The following is a 15,301-nucleotide window of genomic DNA, read 5'->3' on the forward strand; positions in this document are numbered from 1 at the left end:
CCGCGCAGTACCACGTGGCCGTACTTGTTGCCGGCAGTGTGGATGATGGCCACCTGGCCTTCCTTGTTGATACCGAGGAAGCGGTGCGGGTTGGCGGTAGACTGGAGGGCGTTGATGGCCACTTCCAGGCTGCCGTCGGTGCCGTTCTTGAAGCCCACGGCGGAAGAGAGGCCGCTGGCCATTTCGCGGTGGGTCTGGGATTCGGTGGTGCGCGCGCCGATCGCGGACCAGGAAATCAGGTCCTGCAGGTACTGCGGAGAAATGGGGTCCAGCGCCTCGGTGGAGGTTGGCAGGCCCAGTTCGGAGATATCCAGCAGCAGTTTGCGGCCGATGTGCAGACCTTCCTCGATCTTGAACGAGTCGTCCAGGTGCGGGTCGTTGATCAGGCCTTTCCAGCCCACGGTGGTGCGGGGCTTTTCAAAATACACGCGCATGACGATCAGCAGGGTGTCGGAAACCTGGTCTGCTACCGCTTTCAGGCGGTGGGCATAATCCATAGCGGCGTCGACATCGTGAACGGAGCAGGGACCGATAACGACCATCAAGCGGTGGTCTTTGCGGTCGAGAATATTGCGTACTGCGGCGCGGCCGGCGGCTACCGTGGTTTCGGCGGCATCGCTGACGGGCAGTTCCGCTTTCAGTGCCTGCGGGGTGATGAGGACTTCTTGGGAGAGGACATTTAAGTCGTCGAACTGCTGCGTGGTCATGGTATTTCTGTCACTACTTGCTGAATTTGATCGTCTTCCTTGCCGCGGCATGCGCACCGCGGGCTGTCATCCTAACCAGACACCGGTGGCGGGGCTAGGGTTTCATTTGAAACAGTTTTAACTGTCACTTTCGGCGACTGTTGGCGTGACGGGTGTCCGGCGTTTTTATGGGTTGGGCGGATACTTTTGCTTGGTGCTAGGGCTGCGGGGCGACCTATAGGATGAGGCGCACGCGGCGCCCCATCCCGGATTGCGGCGGATTTGTTACTCCGCCGGTAGTTCGGCGAGCTGCTGGAGCAGGGGGAAATACAGCGCGCAGCGCACGTTGCGTTCGCCGCGCTGGTAGAACAGGCGGCGGTAGCCGTCGAGCTGCTTGCGGTATTTCTCCAGCTGGCTGTCGATAAACACTTCCACGGTTTCACCGCTGGTAGGTTCCGCGGTTTTGTAGTCGATGATCCAGCGGCTGCCGTCGCTATCGATAAACGTGCGGTCTACGATGTTGCGCCGCAGTTCGCGCCCGCCGCTGTGCAGTTCCAGTTCCGCGGCGGAATCTCGATGGCTGGCGTCCAGCAGCCAGCGGCCGGTTTGGCAGTGCAGGGTGCGCAGCACTGCCTGTTCCACCTTTTCCTGTGCCTTTTCCAGGCTGCTGCCGTTGAGGCCGGACTGGGCCAGGCGCAGTTGCCACAGCGGGCGCAGTTCTTCGATCAACTGTTCGGGCGCATTGGCCAGGCGCTCGGGGTTTTCCGTGAGCGTCGCAAGGGTCTCGTGGGCGACGGTGCCGGCGTGGCGGAACCAGCGCTGCGTAACCAGGCCCAGCTCCGGCAGGTTGATTTCCTCTTCCGCCTTGCGCTCGAAATCCCCCATGCGATAGCGGGCGAGATAGTCTTCGCGCGGCAGTGCGGGTGCCTGCCAGCCTTCATGTGTGCGCAACAGATAGCTCTGGTCGGTGTATTCCGACTTGCGCACGGTTTCTTCCGCGCTGAGCCAGTGGCACCAGTCCGCTTCCGTGGAGAGCGCGGGCCAGATGCTCGCGAGTAGTGAGGCGTTGGCCGGGGCCTTGTGGTCCTCGTTCTTTTTGTCCGACGACTTCACACAGGCCAGCAGGTGCAGGCTGTGAATGGCGCGGGTGCAGCCCACATACAGCAGGCGCGTGCCTTCGAGGCGTTCGCGTTCGCTGTTGTCGTGTTTCACGTAGGCGTAGAGCGGGTCCTTGCCGCTGCGCGGGCTTTTGGGAGCGAGCAGGAAGCGGGTTTCCACGTCGGTATTGAGCCAGGTGCACCAGCGCAGCAGCTGGTCGCTACCGCCGGCACCGCCGGATTTATCCAGCCCGGGGATCAGCACATGCTCGAATTCCAGGCCCTTGGATTTGTGGATGGTCATCACCTGTACGCGCGCTTCCTGCGCAGGGCGGGCGAACAGCTGTTGCAGGGCCAGTTCGAACGCGGGCCAGTCGGTGATACTGCCACCGCCGTCGTATTTTTCCAGCAGCTGGAAAAAGTCCGCGGCGTTGCTGAGTTCCCGTTTGTCCGCCACGGTGGCTGGGCCGCCGAGGGCGAGCCACAGGCCTTCCGCCCATACCCGCAACGGTTTGCGGCCGCGCTGTTGCCAGCTCTGCAGGATCAGGACGGCGGTTTTTTGCAGTCGGCTACGACCGTCGTCGCTGAGGCCGGCGATGTCATCCAGCGCTTCGAGCGTATTCAGGATCGGCGGTACACGTGGGTCGCGCGGGCCGTGTTCGCCGGGATTGTGGTTGGCTACCGCGTAGAGATCCGGCAGCGTCAGCCCGCACCAGGGCGCGCGCAGTACCGCGAGCCAGCTGATGCGGTCGCTGGGGTCCTGCAGTGCGCGGGTGAGGCTGAGCAGATCCAGCACCACCATTTTGCTGGCGAGCGGCGCCAGGTCCTGGGCCTGGTAGGTGATGCCGGCGCGGGTGAGGGCGGGCAGCACCTGCTGCAGGTGTTTCTTGTTGCGCACCAGGATGGCGATGTTGTCTTCCGGCGCTTTTGCCTGCAACTGCTGGATAATCTCCACGCACTGCTCGGCTTCTTTCAGTCGCTCCTCGTCATCCACGCAGCCGTAGAAGGATACCGGTGCGCCTTCCCATTTCTGCGGTTTGAACGCTACGGAATCCAGATAGCGCACGGCGCCGCGGCTGATGTTGTCGCGGGGCGGGAAGGCTTTGACGAATGTGCGGTTGACCCAGTCCACCACCGCATTGCTGGAGCGGAAGTTCACCTGCAGGTTGAGTGGCGTGAGCGGCAGTTCGCCGATGCCCTCGTCGCGGGCATCGAGGAAAATACCCACGTTGGCGTTGCGGAATCCGTAACAGGACTGCATGCCGTCGCCGACGATAAACAGGCTGCGGCCGTCTTCAGGCTCCCAGCCGGCGGTGAGTTTCTGCAGCAGTTCCAGCTGCAGCTGCGAGGTATCCTGGAATTCGTCGACGAGAATGTGGCGGATCTGCACGTCCAGTTTCAGCGCCACATCCGTGGGGGAATCGCTGTCTCCCAGTGCCACCAGCGCGGCCTGGGCCACTTCGGTAAAGTCGGTGCTGCCCAGCTGCTGGAACACCAGTTTCAGTTCCGCCACCAGCAGCGGCAGCACCCGCGCCATGGCGCGGAGTATCTGCCACTGACTCTCGTCCATGCCCGCGGGCAAGGTGCGCACTTCGGCAATGATGTTCAGCAGTTCGTCGTTGTCTGCCAGCGCTTCCAGCAGCGCGGTGATGCGCTCCTTCTGTGCCTTGGCGCGCTCCGGGTTGGGGGATTTTTTATCCGCGGCGGGGAAGCCGGTGGTTTTGGTAACGGACTTGCGCCAGGTGCCGGTGCCCGTCACCAGCAGGTCCGCCAGCGCCAGCCACTGGGGCAGACCCTGGTCGCTGCAGGGTGGCAGTGCTTCGATACCGGCGAGGCTGCTGATGAGGTGGCCGGGGTTTTCTTGCTGCAGGTTGGTGCCGGCGTAGTCTGCCAGGTCCAGCAGTTCACCGGCAAAGGTACCGAGCGCTTTTTTGAATTCGCCGAGCTGTTGCTCGATCAGTTCGCGGATCACGAAGGTGAAATAGTCTTCCGCTTCCTCGCGGTGTACCGACAGCAATGGCTCCAGCCACTGCTCGCGCTTTTCCAGTAGGGTCTGCAGCAGGCCCGTCACTTCAGGCAGGTTGTTGTCCAGGTGCAGCAGCAGAAGGCTCAGGTCCTGGTCCGGTTGTTCCTTTTCGAGCTTCTTCAGCAGGTTGGCGATCGCCATCTGGTAGGCGATGGCGGGCTGCTCCAGCGGTTCACCGGGCGCGCCGAGGCCGCTGTCGATAGGCAGCTGGCTGGCGATATTGCGACACAGGCCGTCGATGGTCTGGATGCGCAAACGCTGTGGGCTCTGCAGCAGGTGCCACTGGTGTTTCTCGTCGTGGGCGAGCAGGTTGCTGGCCAGTTGCCAGGTAATTTTTGCGTGGGGGTTTTCCGGCTCGGGAATGTCGCGGGCATCGAGCAACGCGTGCAGCAGGCGCTCGCGCATTTCACCGGCGGCCTTGCGGGTGAACGTAATCGCGAGCACTTCTTCCGGCTGCTGGCACGCCGCCAGCAGCTTCAGCAGGCGCTGGGTGAGCAGGCCGGTTTTACCGGAGCCGGCGGGGGCGGAAACCGCGAAGCTCTGTTGGATATCCAGCGCCTGTTCGCGTTCGCTGGCGTCTACGGGGATATGCGTGGTCATGGTGTTACTGCCTCTCCGGCCAGCGGTTCAGGGGCCAGAGCGCTTTCTGGTTTTCATTGTCCGCCGGGCGATCGAACGCTAAGGCGGCGTGGCCGGTTTTGTATTCTTCCGCGAGTCCTTCCAGTGCCTGTTGCCAGTGTTGCTTCAGCTGGTCCCACTGGATGATTTCAGGCTCTTTGTCTTTCTGACTGTCCGCCACGGTTTTGATGCCGTTGATCGGCTGGCTCAGTTCACCGCAGCCCTGGTATTTGCAGTCGCCATTTTTGACCGCGCCGAAGGCGATGGCTTTGGTCTGGGGCAGGAACAGGGCGTAGAGCGGCAGCTGTGGTTCGCGCACGCGCTGCTGCAGCCAGTCGGCCACGGAGGTCTGCCCGGTTTTGTAGTCAATCACCAGTTCCTCGTCCTCCGCCAGGGTATCCATGCGGTCGAGGCGCAGGGTGAAGGTGAGGCCCTGCAGAGTGACCGTGAGCTCGGATTCCACCTGGGAGACAGTAAACGCGGGGCGATCCTGTTCGAGTGGCAGCCACTGTTCGAATATGTCGCGCAGGCGGATCTGTTCCAGCTGCCAGAAGGCTTCCGGCAGTTCCGGGTGTTTGCGCTTGAGCTTGGCGATGGCGGTGTCGATGGCGGAGCGGATTTGCAGGTCGAGATGCTCGGTTGCCATTGCGGCGAGCTGGTCTGAGCTTGTGCACTGCTGCCAGAAGGCGGCGAGCATTTCGTGGATCAGGTTGCCGCGCTCGGCGGCGCTGAGGCCGAGGGCGGGCTCGGCAAAGGTCTCGGCACCCAGTCGATAGCGCAGCTGGGCGTTCTGCGGGCACAGGGCCTGGGCCTTGAGCACACCGGCACCGCCGCGCACCTTGGCGCAGTCCTCGGGGCTGAGTGGTGGCACGGTTGCGTCGCTGATACGCTCCAGTTCTGGGGCGTCGGTGAGGGTCTGGTATAGGCTGGAGAGCGCGTCGCCGTCCTTTGTTTGCGCGTCTAAGTCGCTGACAAACAGCGCACTCAGCAGCTGGCCCACACCGTCTTCCTCGCAGGAATAGCTGACCACGATATCGTCACTGGCATTCAGCAGGTCGCGGGTGAGCTGGCGGGCCAGTTCCAGTTCGCGCTCGGCACTGGCGCGCGGCATCTTCCATTCTTTCTGCCACAGCACCGGCAGCATGGGGTTGGGCGACGGTGGCGTGGGCCACTGTTGCTGGCCGAAGCCCACCAGGCGGATATGCTCGAAGGCGATACCGCCGGCTTCCAGTACACCGAGGATCTGCAGCGGGCCATCGCGGGTTTCCGCCTGGAACGGGGTGCGGCTGGCGATCTGTCGCAGCTGTTGCAGCGCCTTATTGAGTGGCTGCGCGCCGGTAAATTCGCTGAGGCCGGCAAAATTTTCCAGCGTCTGTTCCCACAGCATTAGCTGCTGGTATTCCTGGCTGTCCGGGTTGCGCTGGCCGGGCCAGCCGAGTTTGTTCAGTAGTTCGGAAAAACGCTCCGCCCATTTTTCCGCGGGCGCGCGCTGCCAGCGGCGTGCCCAGTCTCCCAGTTGATTCAGTTGCGCGGGCAGCGGGCTCTCCGGTGCGAGTTCCTGCGCGAGCTTTTCGGCCCAGTTGCGCACGATATTGCCGGGAATTTCCTGTAGTTCGAGTTTTTGCAGGCGGCGGAACAGGGCGCTGCGCAGGTGTTGTTCCTGCGCGCTGCTGTCGCCCCAGAACGGCGAGAACAATACATTGCGCAGCTGGCTGTAATCGAATTTGTCCCGCAGCATCTCCAGCAATTGCAGGGTGGCGGAACCTACAGCAGTTTTCGCCAGCGGCGTACCGGCGGAGAAGTTGAACGGCAATGTGTAGGCGGCCTGTGCGGGATCGAGCCACTGCGGTTCCAGCACACGGGCGAATATCTGCTCCACCTGCGGGCGGCACTGGCCAAGGTTGTTCACCACGATGCCGATACTGGTGTCCGGATTCTGCTGCAGCTTTTCCGCGGCCCAGCGCGCGGCCTGGGTGAGTTCGTCTTCCAGGTTGTGGCAGCGGGCAACTTGCAAATTGCTATGCGCCTTGTCGGGAATGGCGAAGGACTCAATCATGTCCGCGGCGCAGGCGAAAATATGTTCGATTAGTGGTGAATTCTGTACGAAGCCGGCGAGGGACAACTGCGGCATTTTCGGCAGCACGCCCTCGGCAAACGCGCGCGCGATCAGCAGGTCGCGCTGGTCCTGGGTAATGCCGTTGTGTGCGCGCAGTTGCTGGTGGAATTTCGGCAGGATTGCGAACAGCGGATAGTCCGCTGGCTGCAGGCCGGTTTTTTCCCAGTGGTGGGCGAGGGCGGTATCGGCCTCGTCCAGGTTTTCCAGCATGCGCCACTGGATCAGCTGTGACAGCGCGGTGTCGCAGTTGGCGGCGAGCTGCTGGGTGTTGATCAGTCCCTTGTCCAGGCTCGCTTCCACGCAGCGCTGCCACAGCAGCTGGCGCTGTTCCCGGTTAAGAATCCGGCACATGGCCGGTTGCCACTGTTGTTGCTGCAACTGGAACCAGAGTTTATCGAGCCACCCCTGCAGGGATTCCACCGCGGGCGGTGCCCAGTTTTTGCTGGCCTGTTGCCAGGTGCCGTACACCTGCTGGCAGCGGTTGCGCAGGCGGTTGGTGGGGGTCAACAGCAGGCCGCCCTCGGGGAGCTGGTCGAGGATCTGCTTGAACGGAAATGCGGGTTGCAGCATGGGTTCTGTGGGAACTCTAGTTGTATTTATCCGTGAGGTGGCCGTGCGGCCCGGGTATGCGGGCGGCGCGGCAAAGCGGGATACAGTCTAACCGGCTCAGGCTTTGATTGGGATGCTGGCGCCGAGGTAGCTGGGGGAAAACTCGGCGAAGGCGCGCTCGATCTGCTCGCGGTTATCGTCGCTGCTGGTGAGCAGCAGGCTGGTGCCCGGGGTTTTCGGTAGCTCCAGTTTCAGCTCATCGAGCAGCCAGCGCAGGCGGCGGGCGATGGCGTCGCCAGAGTCGAGCCAGTTCACCGGGCGCGGCGCGGCCTTCGCCAGCTCTTCTTTCAGCAGTGGGAAATGGGTGCAGGCGAGGACCGCGGTATCCACCAGGTTGCCGTTGGGCACAGAAAAAATCCGCTCGATTACCGGCGCCAGGTCTGCGCTGGTGACGGTTTCCCCGCGCAACTTTGCTTCCGCGAGACTCACCAGTTCTGGAGCCGGCACGTTGATTACCTGGATGCCGTGGGCAAATTGTTCGATCAGCTCACGGGTGTAGCGGCGGTTGACCGTGCCCTCGGTGGCGATCAGGGCAATGGTGCCGGTGGCACTGGCAGCCGCGGCGGGTTTGATCGCAGGCACCACGCCGACCACCGGCTGGGGCAACACTTCCCGTAGCTGGGGCAGGGCGAGGGTGCTGGCGGTGTTGCAGCCCACCACAAGAATGTCGGCACCGCAGGCGGCCATCATGGTGGAGGCCACATCCACAATGCGCGGGCGCAGTACGTCTTCGGACTTGGTGCCGTAGGGATAGAAGCCGTTGTCGATGCCGAAATGCAGGGTGAGACCCGGGATCTGGCGGCGCATCTCGCGGGCAATACTGATGGCTCCGACGCCGGAATCGAATATCAATGCACTGGGGGCCTTGGTAGAATGGCCGCTTCCTGTTGGCATGTAAAAACCTGTCTCCCGTAACGGATGAGTGCGGGCGCAAGGATAACTCAGCCTGCGTTTTGTAATAAGTTTAAGTGAATTTTTATGACCTGGTTTCCCGTCCAAGTATCCCTGGAACAGGCCATTCTGGCCGCCGTGGCAGTGCTGATTGTCATGGTGCTGGCGGTGTGGGCGGGCAGGGCGCGTCTGGCTCGCCAGGTGCAGTCACTGGAGGCGGAGCGCCAGATCAGTGCCGCACAGCTGGCCACGGTGCTGGAGCGCGAAACCCGGTTGGATGTAGAGATCCAGCAGTTGCGCCAGGAGCTGTCGAGCAAGTCCCAGCAGGTGGCGCGGTTCCAGGTGTTGGTGGAGAAAGGCGAGGCGGCGCTGGCGGAGCAGAAGCAGCAGCTGGAGCAGACCCGCGTTTCCATGACCCAGCAGTTCGAAAACCTTGCCAACCGTATTTTCGAAGAGAAGCAGCAGGCCTTCGTGCGCCGCAGCGAGGACAGCCTGCGCAAGAGCTTAGATCCGCTGGAGCGTCAGCTGGGCGACTTCCGCAAGCGGGTGGAGCATGTCTACGACCGCGAAAACGCCGAGCGCAACAGCCTGCTTGGCCAGATCAAGGCGCTCAGGGAGCAGACCCAGCGCATCAGCGACGAGGCTCTAAACCTGACCTCTGCGCTCAAGGGCGACCGCAAGATCCAGGGCAACTGGGGCGAGGTGGTGCTGGAGCGGTTGCTGGAGGAATCCGGCCTGCAGAAAGGTCGCGAGTACGAGACCCAGGTTACCCTCAAAGACAGCAACGACGAGGGGCGTCGCCGCCAGCCGGACGTGATCGTGCGCCTGCCGGAAGGCAAGGACCTGATTATCGATTCCAAGGTCTCGCTGGTGGACTACGAGCGCTACGCCTCGGCGGAGACCGACGAGGAGCGTACCCAGGCGCTGAAACAGCATGTGAATTCCCTGCGCGCGCATATCACCGGCCTCAACAAAAAGGCCTACGAACAGCTGGAGGGTGTGCGCACCCTGGATTTCGTATTCATTTTCGTACCCATTGAAGCGGCGTACATGCTGGCGATGCAGGCGGACCCCGAGCTGTTCCGCTTTGCCTATGAAAAGCAGATCGTACTGGTGAGCCCCACCAGCCTGATGGCGACCCTGCGCACGGTGGAAAATATCTGGCGCTACGAAAAACAGAACAAAAACGCGGAGAAAATTGCCGCGGAAGCGGGCAAACTGCACGACCAGTTTGCCCTGGTGCTGGAATCCCTGGATATTCTCGGTAGCCGTATTCGCCAGGCGGACGAGGCCTATCAGGAAACCTACAAGCGCCTGGCCACCGGTCGCGGCAATGCGGTGAAACGTATCGACAGCCTGCGCAAGCTGGGGGCGAAAACCCGCAAGCAGATCGCGGCCGACCTGCGGGAAAAAGCGGAGGACGCGCACAAGCTGCCGGCACTGGAGCACGCATCCACGGAAGACGATCAACTCGACGAAGAATTGATCAGCGAACTCGATACGGAATAAAACTTGGAACCTTTTCTGGAAACCTTTTCCTTTGCGCTGTCGGTCACTGCGCCGATTTTCCTGACCCTGCTAATCGGGTACGGACTCGCCCGCGTGGGCCTGCTGAGCGAAAGCTTTGTCGATGATGCTTCGAAACTGGTGTTTCTGGTTACACTGCCGGCGCTGCTGTTTTTCAATATTTTCGGCTCCGATGCGCGCCTCGGTGACGAGTGGCCGCTGTTGCTGGCGGGCCTGATCGGCACCGTACTCACGGTACCGCTCGCGTGGCTCGCCGCGCGTCCGTTTGAATTCGGCGATCGCAGTGCGTTTATCCAGGGTGCCTTCCGCGGCAACCTGGGTATTATCGGCCTCGCCTGGGCCGCCAACGCCTACGGCCCACACGGTCTCGCGCAGGCGGCGCTGCTGATGGCGGTGATCACCATTTTCTACAACATCGCCGCGGTGGCACTGTTCGCGGTGTACAGCCAGAAAGCCAAATTCAGCTGGATCAAGCTCGGCAAGGACATCGCGCGCAATCCGCTGATCCTCGCGATTGTGGCCGCGCTGATTGCCAAGGCCGTTGGCCTCAAGTTGCCGGCGATGCTGGTGCAGACCGGTGATTATCTGGCTTCGGTGACGCTGCCGCTGGCGCTGCTGTGTATCGGTGCCAGTCTCGACCTGAGTATGCTGAAGCGCAGCTCCTTCGGGGCATTTGCCGCGAGTGGCTTCAAGCTGTTGATCGTGCCGCTGGTACTGCTCGCGTTCGGTTTCCTGTTCCAGCTGGACGGGCAGGCGATGGCGATCCTGTTTCTGCTGGCCGCGTCCCCCACGGCGTCAGCGTCGTTCATCATGGCGCGCGCGCTTGGTGGCAACAGCCAGCTGGCCGCCAACATCATTGCGATCAGCACCCTGTTATCCATTGTTACTGCCAGCCTGGGGCTGGCGCTGTTGAAGGTGACTCTCTCATGACCGAAGTGCCGGTTTGGATTCTGGTTATTGCCGGACTGATTATTTTTACCCTGTCTGCCATTGCGACTTACTACTGCCTGGAATTGCGCAAGGCGCGCAAACGTCAGGCGCAGCAGTTGGCGGAACTGGAAGCGGCGGCGGATGCGCAGCGGGATAGGGTGAATACCAGTATCCAGATTATTGCCAAGACACTGCTGGATGAGGGCGTTGGCCTTACCGAAGCTTCGCTGCGGATTCGCGTGTTGCTGGATTCGCTGCAGGTAGAGGATACGGTGAAGAATGAGTTTGTGGCGTTCTACAAGGTCGCCGACCAGACCAGCCATATCCCGATTCTGCAGGACTGGAAAAAACTTTCCCGCAAGGAGAAGTTCGCGTTCGAGAAGGAGATGGCGCGGGTGGAAGCGGAGTATCGCGATTTTGCGCTGGATGCGGCCAAGCGGATTCTTGGCCGCAAATTCTAAGTCTTAGCGGCGTTGTCTGCTTAAAACCAGAACCGGAAGCCCGCAACCGCAAAGGTGAATTCAGTTTCGCCGCCGTCGGCCTCAATCAGGTCGGCGGTGTCCCCAAACTTGCGCTCCCAGGAAACGCCGATATACGGGGCGAATTTGGGGGTAATCATATAGCGCAGGCGCAGCCCCAGCTCGATACCGGTGAAACCGTCGCCGATGTTGTAGGTAGGAATGTCCGAGAAGGAAAAATCGGTTTCCAGCCTTGGTTCCAGTTCCAGGCGCTGGGTAAAGTGAAAGCTGCGTTCAATTTCCAGCCGCCAGGACCCATCGCCATCCTCGCTAATGTAGCCGGTGAGGTCGGTTTCAAATCCGTAGGGTGTCATACCCTGGAAACCGGCGGCAAAAAAGGATCGGCTCTGCCCGGGATTGAAGTCGTGACGCATACCGAGCTGGAGGTCCCAGTAGGGACGTACAGCGTGATTCCAGAACACTTCCAGCCTGGCGGATTCGGTCTTGCCGCCGACCTCCCGTTCGCCTTCCGACTCCAGGTAAAGCTTGTTGTGGTCGCCACCATACCAGGCGTCGATTTCCCATAATTCATTTTCGTCATCGCCTTCGCGGCGGTATTCGAGGCGTTTGCCCAACACCTGAAAAAATTTGTGGTTGTCGTGGATGGGGATGATCCCGAAATTCTGCTGGGGTCCGCCCGGTGAATCCTCGGCATATTTTCTTATCTGTTGTACCGGCGGTGGAGGCAGCGGCGGGCTGCGGTAGCCCTCCGGCTTCGGTTCGGTACCGTCATCGCTGGCCTGGATTGGCACCCTCGGCGGAGGCTCCTGGGCTGGCAGCAGTGGCGATAGCAAGAGTAGGGTGAGGCAGGTGGCGTAAATTTTCATGGCCCGATTTTTCATATCGAGACTCAGGCGACCCGCACTACCTGGAACATGCCGGCTTCCATGTGGTAGAGCAAGTGGCAATGGAAGGCCCAATCGCCCTTTTCAATCGGTGTAATCAGCACGGAGAGTGCTTCGCCGGGCTTCACCAGGATGGTGTGCTTGTAGGGAATCTCTTCGTGGCGGGCTCCGTTTTCGAGCTGCATCCACATGCCGTGCAGGTGCATGGGATGCTCCATCATGGTGTGGTTGACGAGGAACAATCGCAGTCGCTCGTTGTACTTGAATAAGTAGGGGCCGGGCTGTTCGGTGAATTTTTTCCCGTCCAGGGAGAAAATAAAGCGCTCCATATTGGCGGTAATATTAATGCACATTTCCCGGTCGACAGTCGCTTTATAGGGCTGCGTTTCGGCGGAGACCAGGTCTTTGTAGGTGAGCACCTTCCACCCATCGTGGCCAAGACCCACGCCGGGTTCCGCCAAGCGGTTTTGCGGGTTCATTACCACCATCGCCACGTTGGGGTTGTCTTTATCCGGCAGGAAAGGCATGGGGCCGTTGGGGCCGGGGATGGCGTCATCCTGCATTTGCATGCGCTTGTGATGCAGTTTTTTCTTCATCGTATCGCTCATGCCACCGAAGTATTTTCCCTTCATCATCCCCATGCCGATATCTTCCAGCTTGCGGTCGGGCACCGGGCGCAGTGCGGGTATCGGTGCTTGCATGCCCGGTTCTGGTGCCAGGGTGCCGCGGGCATAGCCGCTGCGGTCGAGGGACTCCGCATACAGGGTGTAGGCATGCGCGTCACGGGGGCGGATCAATACGTCGTAGGTCTCCGCCACGCCGATACGGAATTCGTGGCAGCGCACGGGCTTTACCGCTTTGCCATCCACCATGACCACGTCCATATCCAACCCGGGAATACGCACATCAAAATTGCTCATGGAAGAGGAATTGATAAACCGGAGGCGCACGGTCTCTCCGGGCAAAAATTTGCCGCTCCAGTTCATATCCGGCGAGTGGCCGTTCATCAGGTAGGTGTAGATATAGCCGGTGACATTGGACAGGTCCCGCGGGCTCATGTTCATCCTGCGAAACGGCAGCAGTTCTGCGTTGGCCTCGGCGAAGCCCTTCTTGCGAACATCGCGCAGGTAATCGAATACCGTGCGTTTGTAGTAGATGTAGTACTCGGGCGAGAGGTTGATATTGCGGAACAGGGTCTCGGGATCAGTGAAAGCCCAGTCCGACAGCACAACCACATGGTCGCGGTCATAGTGGAAGGGTTCGCCATCTTTTGGGTCGATGACCAGTGGCCCGTAAGACCCACTCTGTTCCTGCAGGTACGAATGGCTGTGGTACCAATAGGTGCCAGCCTGTTTCAGGGTGAACTGGTAGCGGTAGGTTTCCCCGGGCTGGATTCCGTTGAAATTGACTCCGGGTACCCCGTCCATGCGAAAAGGTACCAAGATGCCGTGCCAGTGGATGGAGGCGTGGTTCGTGTCCTGCATGTGGTTGGTGACATCCATGGTCACCGTATCGCCTTCGCGCCAGCGGATCAGTGGCCCGGGGACGGTACCGTTGATGGCGGTTGAGGTGCCGGTGCGGCCGTCAATTTCCAGTGGGGTGTAGCGGAAGGCCAGGTCGAAATAGGTCTCCGGGTGGTAGTCGCCGATGCCGTTATGCAGGTATTTGGGGGAGGAGAACGCCCAGGATGCGAGCGGAAAGGTGGCATTGATACCGGCGGAAAACATGCCAGCACCCAGTGTCTGCAGGAACCGTCGTCGCGTGCCGAACAGCGGCTTGTGAAGGTCGTCCTGCTGTGCCGCCATGGTAAACGATCCCCGAGTTCCGGATGTATACCCACCAAGCTAGCGCAGTTAGCGCGCTTGGCAGAGCGAAGCGCGCCAGATTTCCGAAAGGTTTTTCCGGGTTATTTCTTTACCAGCAGTACACCGGACTCGGTATGGTCGGTGTACGGGAACTGATCGAAGATCGCAAAGCGTTCAATATTGTGGGTCTTGGTCAGCTCGGCGAGATTTTCCAGCTGGGTCTCCGGGTTGCAGGAGATGTACAGAATGCGCGGGAAGCGCGCGATCATCGCGCAGGTATCTGCGTCGAGGCCAGCCCGGGGTGGGTCCACCAGGATGGTTGAGAAGTCGTAGCTGTCGAGATCAAAATCTTTCAGGCGGCGGAAGGGGCGAACCTTGTCGATGGCCTGGGTGAATTCCTCGGCGGACAGTCGCAGAATGTGCAGGTTCTCTACACCATTCGCCGCGATATTTTCCTGTGCGGCATTCACCGAAACCTTGGAAATTTCCGTCGCCAGTACATTGCGGAATTTCTCCGCCAGTGGGATGGTGAAGTTGCCGTTGCCGCAGTAGAGCTCCAGCAGATCACTTTCCTTGCTACCGTCGCAACAGCTTCTGACCCACTGAATCATGGAACGGCAGATTTCGCCATTGGGCTGGGTGAAGCTGCCTTCCACCTGCTTGTACTGGTATGTACGTCCGTCGATCTCCAGCTTTTCAATCACGTAGTCGCGGTCGAGTACGATCTTCTGTTTGCGCGAGCGGCCGAGCACCGGAACGCCCAGTTGTTCTTGTAGGGCGCGAGCTTCCGCTTCCCAGGCCTCATCCAGCTGTTTGTGGTAGATCAGCGTGATCAGCGCGTCACCACCGAGAGTGGTGAGGAACTCGGTGCAGAACAGGCGCTTGCGCAGTATTTCGCTGTTGTTGATCGCATCCAGCAGCAGCGGCATCAGCTCGTTGATCCGCTCGGAACCGACGGTAAACTCTTCGATCACAAACGGTTTTTTGTACTCGCCCTGTTTGTACATGGCGTAGTCCACGCGTCCGCCTTCTTGCCACATCTTGAATTCCGCACGCAGGCGGTAGTGGCTGGGCGGGGGGGGGAAGACTTCTGGTTCGAGCTTGGTGTAAGAGGCATAGGCCTCCTGCAGGCGGGACACCTTCTGGTCCAGTTGCTGCTGGTAGTCGTCGGTGTTTACGCGGTGGAGTGCCATATTCGAAACCGTACAATAAGCCAAGTAATTCGGGGCGCGGATTATAGCGGAAGCGCCCCCTTAAGGTGAGAAAGGAGTGGATTTATGGCGATCGGGCAGCTGGAAATTGTAGTGCGCGGCCAGGGACTGCACGAGTTTACCGATGAGGTGGAACACTGGCTGCGGGGTCAGATTTTTTCCGGTGACGGACTGTGCACGCTGTTTATCCAGCACACCTCCGCCAGCCTGCTGATTCAGGAAAACGCGGATCCCAGCGCACGGGTGGACCTGGAGAACTGGCTGAACCGCCTGGTTCCGGAAAATGACCCGCTGTACACGCACACCATGGAAGGGGCGGACGATATGCCGGCGCACATCAAGGCCGCGCTTACCGCCAGCAGCCTATCGATCCCGGTGAAAAGCGGGCAGTTGATGCTCGGAACCTGGCAGGGGGTTTACCT

General features: G+C 60.7%; 11 protein-coding genes. 4 read left to right on the forward strand and 7 right to left on the reverse strand.

Annotated features, from left to right (window positions below; translation table 11 throughout):
• The 4 genes from VIL80_RS05820 to murI form a co-directional block, all read right to left on the reverse strand.
• The coding region (locus VIL80_RS05820) for a 3-deoxy-7-phosphoheptulonate synthase (RefSeq protein ID WP_332035205.1) at positions 1–707 on the reverse strand (707 nt) is incomplete at its 3' end.
• A 264-nt stretch (positions 708–971) separates the two neighbouring features.
• Positions 972–4,409, reverse strand: a complete 3,438-nt coding sequence (locus VIL80_RS05825) for a UvrD-helicase domain-containing protein (protein ID WP_332035206.1) — start codon at positions 4,407–4,409, stop codon at positions 972–974.
• A gap of 4 nt (positions 4,410–4,413) precedes the next feature.
• The gene (locus VIL80_RS05830) at positions 4,414–7,113 is read right to left on the reverse strand and encodes a PD-(D/E)XK nuclease family protein (protein ID WP_332035207.1); all 2,700 of its coding nucleotides are present in this window, start codon (positions 7,111–7,113) and stop codon (positions 4,414–4,416) included.
• Between the two features lie 96 nt (positions 7,114–7,209).
• Positions 7,210–8,046, reverse strand: a complete 837-nt coding sequence (gene murI, locus VIL80_RS05835) for a glutamate racemase (RefSeq protein ID WP_332035208.1) — start codon at positions 8,044–8,046, stop codon at positions 7,210–7,212.
• 84 nt (positions 8,047–8,130) lie between these two features.
• Here murI and VIL80_RS05840 point away from each other — a divergent pair, with 84 nt between their 5' ends.
• Genes VIL80_RS05840 through VIL80_RS05850 form a run of 3 tightly spaced genes read left to right on the forward strand, consistent with a single transcriptional unit; the run spans position 8,131 to position 10,961 of the window.
• Positions 8,131–9,552 (forward strand): DNA recombination protein RmuC, encoded by a 1,422-nt coding sequence (locus tag VIL80_RS05840; RefSeq protein WP_332035209.1) that lies wholly within the window; start codon positions 8,131–8,133, stop codon positions 9,550–9,552.
• A 3-nt stretch (positions 9,553–9,555) separates the two neighbouring features.
• Positions 9,556–10,500 carry an AEC family transporter gene (locus tag VIL80_RS05845; RefSeq protein WP_332035210.1) on the forward strand — a complete coding sequence of 315 codons (945 nt, stop codon included), beginning with the start codon at positions 9,556–9,558 and terminating at the stop codon, positions 10,498–10,500.
• Positions 10,497–10,961: a DUF2489 domain-containing protein gene (locus VIL80_RS05850; RefSeq protein WP_332035211.1), complete on the forward strand. Its 465-nt coding sequence runs from the start codon at positions 10,497–10,499 to the stop codon at positions 10,959–10,961. The genes VIL80_RS05845 and VIL80_RS05850 overlap by 4 nt, the downstream gene beginning before the upstream one ends.
• Positions 10,962–10,981: 20 nt before the next feature.
• On the opposite strand, the gene VIL80_RS05855 is transcribed toward VIL80_RS05850, so the two are convergent.
• The 3 genes from VIL80_RS05855 to trmA all read right to left on the reverse strand — a co-directional run bounded on the left by VIL80_RS05855 (position 10,982) and on the right by trmA (position 14,861).
• Entirely contained in the window at positions 10,982–11,845 is an 864-nt protein-coding gene (locus VIL80_RS05855; RefSeq protein ID WP_332035212.1) for a copper resistance protein B, read from the reverse strand.
• A gap of 23 nt (positions 11,846–11,868) precedes the next feature.
• Entirely contained in the window at positions 11,869–13,668 is a 1,800-nt protein-coding gene (locus tag VIL80_RS05860; RefSeq protein ID WP_332035213.1) for a copper resistance system multicopper oxidase, read from the reverse strand.
• A 101-nt stretch (positions 13,669–13,769) separates the two neighbouring features.
• Positions 13,770–14,861: a tRNA (uridine(54)-C5)-methyltransferase TrmA gene (gene trmA / locus VIL80_RS05865; protein WP_332035214.1), complete on the reverse strand. Its 1,092-nt coding sequence runs from the start codon at positions 14,859–14,861 to the stop codon at positions 13,770–13,772.
• A gap of 84 nt (positions 14,862–14,945) precedes the next feature.
• On the opposite strand from trmA, the gene VIL80_RS05870 reads away from it, so the two are divergent.
• The coding region (locus VIL80_RS05870; RefSeq protein WP_332035215.1) for a secondary thiamine-phosphate synthase enzyme YjbQ at positions 14,946–15,301 on the forward strand (356 nt) is incomplete at its 3' end.

It is taken from the genome of Microbulbifer sp. (genome assembly GCF_036563125.1).
Classification (GTDB): Bacteria; Pseudomonadota; Gammaproteobacteria; order Pseudomonadales; family Cellvibrionaceae; genus Microbulbifer.

Bases quoted from the DNA above. Each gene is read 5' to 3' on its own strand.
- VIL80_RS05840 (WP_332035209.1), top strand. From the start codon at position 8,131: ATGACCTGGTTTCCCGTCCAAGTATCCCTGGAACAGGCCATTCTGGCC.
- VIL80_RS05825 (WP_332035206.1), bottom strand. From the start codon at position 4,409: ATGACCACGCATATCCCCGTAGACGCCAGCGAACGCGAACAGGCGCTG.
- VIL80_RS05855 (WP_332035212.1), bottom strand. From the start codon at position 11,845: ATGAAAATTTACGCCACCTGCCTCACCCTACTCTTGCTATCGCCACTG.
- VIL80_RS05850 (WP_332035211.1), top strand. From the start codon at position 10,497: ATGACCGAAGTGCCGGTTTGGATTCTGGTTATTGCCGGACTGATTATT.
- VIL80_RS05860 (WP_332035213.1), bottom strand. From the start codon at position 13,668: ATGGCGGCACAGCAGGACGACCTTCACAAGCCGCTGTTCGGCACGCGA.
- murI (WP_332035208.1), bottom strand. From the start codon at position 8,046: ATGCCAACAGGAAGCGGCCATTCTACCAAGGCCCCCAGTGCATTGATA.
- VIL80_RS05830 (WP_332035207.1), bottom strand. From the start codon at position 7,113: ATGCTGCAACCCGCATTTCCGTTCAAGCAGATCCTCGACCAGCTCCCC.
- trmA (WP_332035214.1), bottom strand. From the start codon at position 14,861: ATGGCACTCCACCGCGTAAACACCGACGACTACCAGCAGCAACTGGAC.